General features: G+C 36.4%; 4 protein-coding genes and 1 pseudogene. All 5 read left to right on the top strand.

Annotated elements, in window-relative coordinates; genetic code table 11:
• Nucleotides 1-234, top strand: a 234-nt coding sequence (locus IEW67_RS18285) for a hypothetical protein (RefSeq protein ID WP_229671954.1), incomplete at its 5' end; no start/stop codon positions are given.
• A pseudogene (locus IEW67_RS17735) lies at nucleotides 186-644 on the top strand (YvcA-related protein); the annotation flags it as partial. The gene IEW67_RS18285 and the pseudogene IEW67_RS17735, both read left to right, overlap by 49 nt.
• Nucleotides 641-1,249, top strand: a complete 609-nt coding sequence (locus IEW67_RS17730) for a DUF6792 domain-containing protein (RefSeq protein WP_188634408.1) — start codon at nucleotides 641-643, stop codon at nucleotides 1,247-1,249. The pseudogene IEW67_RS17735 and the gene IEW67_RS17730, both read left to right, overlap by 4 nt.
• A 213-nt stretch (nucleotides 1,250-1,462) precedes the next feature.
• Nucleotides 1,463-2,059 carry a YvcA-related protein gene (locus tag IEW67_RS17725; protein WP_188634407.1) on the top strand — a complete coding sequence of 199 codons (597 nt, stop codon included), beginning with the start codon at nucleotides 1,463-1,465 and terminating at the stop codon, nucleotides 2,057-2,059.
• Nucleotides 2,060-2,096: 37 nt separating this feature from the next.
• The gene (locus IEW67_RS18430) at nucleotides 2,097-2,459 is read left to right on the top strand and encodes a DUF6792 domain-containing protein (RefSeq protein ID WP_308430752.1); all 363 of its coding nucleotides are present in this window, start codon (nucleotides 2,097-2,099) and stop codon (nucleotides 2,457-2,459) included.
• The last annotated feature ends 20 nt before the right edge of the window (nucleotides 2,460-2,479 follow it).

The raw sequence follows: 2,479 nt of genomic DNA, 5'->3' as shown, positions 1-2,479 counted from the left end.
CATAAAAAAACCCCCCTAACAATATGCAAAAAATTTAGCATATTACGCCGGGAAAGTACAGAAATCAACTGGAGAATTGTGAACAAAACAGGCTTGTTTTGGCTGGAATTAAGTGATGCTTTACAGAATTTACGCTTGATTTTTTACAATCCACAGAGGAAACAAGAGATGGGTATTATCCGTTTTTATCAGGAACCGGGAAATATAAAATGGATTTTCCGGCTGGTGGTGTGATTGGGGATAGATCTTATTTCGTAAGGGAAACGGACCATGAAGAAATAGTGATTGGTGTAGACGATGATACGGGCGCAAGTATACGCATCATTTATTATTCAAATCATCTGCCAGAATATCTAGGGGAAGATCTTAATCGTTTTAAAAAACGAATAGGATATGATGGCGATTTCAAGAAACTTGAGCAGAACCATCAATCACTTTATTATACTGCTCTTAAAAGTAATATATCTCTTGATTATGCAGGTTATATACTACATGAAAAAGGTATGGGAGGGATAGAAGTAGTTTATGAAATCGACTGCAGGGATGAAAAAGAACAAGTATGTGAGGAAAATCAACAACGGTATGAAGAAAAAGCATTGGAATGGATGAAATCGATTCAATTTGTAAATGAGGAAAGGAAATGATTTCAATGGGTGAAGAGGTCTTACATTCTCGGGAAATAAAGTTAAGACTAATAGATATGGAATACCAGGGGCTATCGGGAGAAGAATTAAAAAAAGAAATACAACGTCTATATGTTGAGGAATATGGTGAAAAGCTCCCTGCCGATATTGATATCTTCTCTTCCTCGGAGGCCAATAGTTTAGAAGGTGGTAAGTCTGGATACGATGGCACAGCCATTCATTTTAAATCAAAAGAAAACGGTATTGATGAGGTGTATATTATATCGCAGGGTTCACAAGGTGGCGAAGATTGGGAATACAATATAAAGGCAATGCTTGCTGGGCAAGATATTGGTCAGGCGGAAGCAACTGATAAATTTGTCAGTGAAGCAAAAAAACGCTTTGGAGCTGGTGATTCTACCTCGATGATCGGATTGTCTCATTCATTGGCTCATAATAATAATACGACTGCGCATTTATTATATGACACTTTTGATCAAGTTTATAGTGTTAACGGTGCACAGACTAATTTTTACCAAATTTATAATAACAAAAAGGCTGTTGGTTTGGATAGAACCGGCGTCTTTTTTAGATTCGATCTATTTAGGCGCACCACATTGCAATGAGATCCGCTTGAAAGGCTGTGATTGGACTAAATACCTATTTTACAGAGAATTGAATTCGATTAAACATTGTTCCACTTATGTATTGTATACTCATAAGTAATAAGAATATTTTACCAAGCGATGAAGTGTGCATCGTAACGGGAGGCTCCATTAGTGAAATATTTAATACATATTCTCCTTGTTTTTTCCATCTTTGTGTTAGGAGGTTGTCAAATGAATGATGAAGAAACTAATACAAAGCCATCTGAAATGGATCCGGAAGAACTGCCGGATGTCAGAGCATTTCAGGACGAATTTACGCGTGAATTTTTACAGTCAACTGAGGAAACGCGAGACGGCTATTATCCGTTTTTATCCGGAACCGGGAAATATAAGATGGACTTTCCGGCTGGAGGAGTTATTGGGGAAAAAGGATATGCTCTTAAAAAGAAAAAATACGAGGGTTACCTGATTGGTGTAGAGCAAGGGAATGGTCTCGGGTTGTCTATCAAAATTAATTATTATTCTCAATTAGGAAATAAAGACATGGAGTTAGATATGTTAGCGAGCCAATTTGATAACAAACTTAACTTTGAAAAGGTTTCTTTAGAAAGTAGTACGCTTTATATAGCCGCCTTTGAAGATAGTAAAGACTATTATGGTTATGCTGCTATCCTGGAAAATAGCAAAGGTGATGGTATTCATGTCATCTTTGAAACCGAATGTACGGAGCCAGAAAAATGCAGAGGATCCAAACAAGCTATGCAAAAGGAAATGGAAAAGTGGATAAGATCTATTACATTTATTAATAAAAATGAGAGTAGAGAATAACAATGAGTGATTTACTTTTAGCTAAGGATGAAATCAAATTAAGGCTTATTGTGACCTGGAATACAAAGGGTTATCAGAACAAGAATTCGAGAAAGAAATTAAACAAATCTATTTAGAAGAGTATAGGAAGGAACTCCCTGCAGATGTTGAAATTATATCCTCCTCTGATTCCACCAATTCTGATGTCACGTCATCTGATTATGATGGAACAGCTATTCATTTTCACTCTAAAGATAATAATATTAATGAAGTTTATGTTATTTCCCAGGGAACAAAAAACATGGTTGATTGGGAGGTACCGTCAAGAAGTTTGTGTAAATTAATAGAGTATCCCCGGAATTGGGGTTTGTTTTCTGACACCTTTCCCTGGGTACCCAGGGAAAGGTGTCAGAAAATTTAGCCATTTAATCATCCATCTTC

Source organism: Lentibacillus kapialis, assembly GCF_014646635.1.
Taxonomy (GTDB): domain Bacteria; phylum Bacillota; class Bacilli; order Bacillales; family Amphibacillaceae; genus Lentibacillus; species Lentibacillus kapialis.
Note: the sequence above shows the minus strand (reverse complement) of the source record. Positions and strands in the feature narration are given on the sequence as shown.

Excerpts from the sequence above, each read along its gene's own strand:
- IEW67_RS17730 (WP_188634408.1), top strand. The coding sequence starts at position 641 with ATGATTTCAATGGGTGAAGAGGTCTTACATTCTCGGGAAATAAAGTTA.
- IEW67_RS17725 (WP_188634407.1), top strand. The coding sequence starts at position 1,463 with ATGAATGATGAAGAAACTAATACAAAGCCATCTGAAATGGATCCGGAA.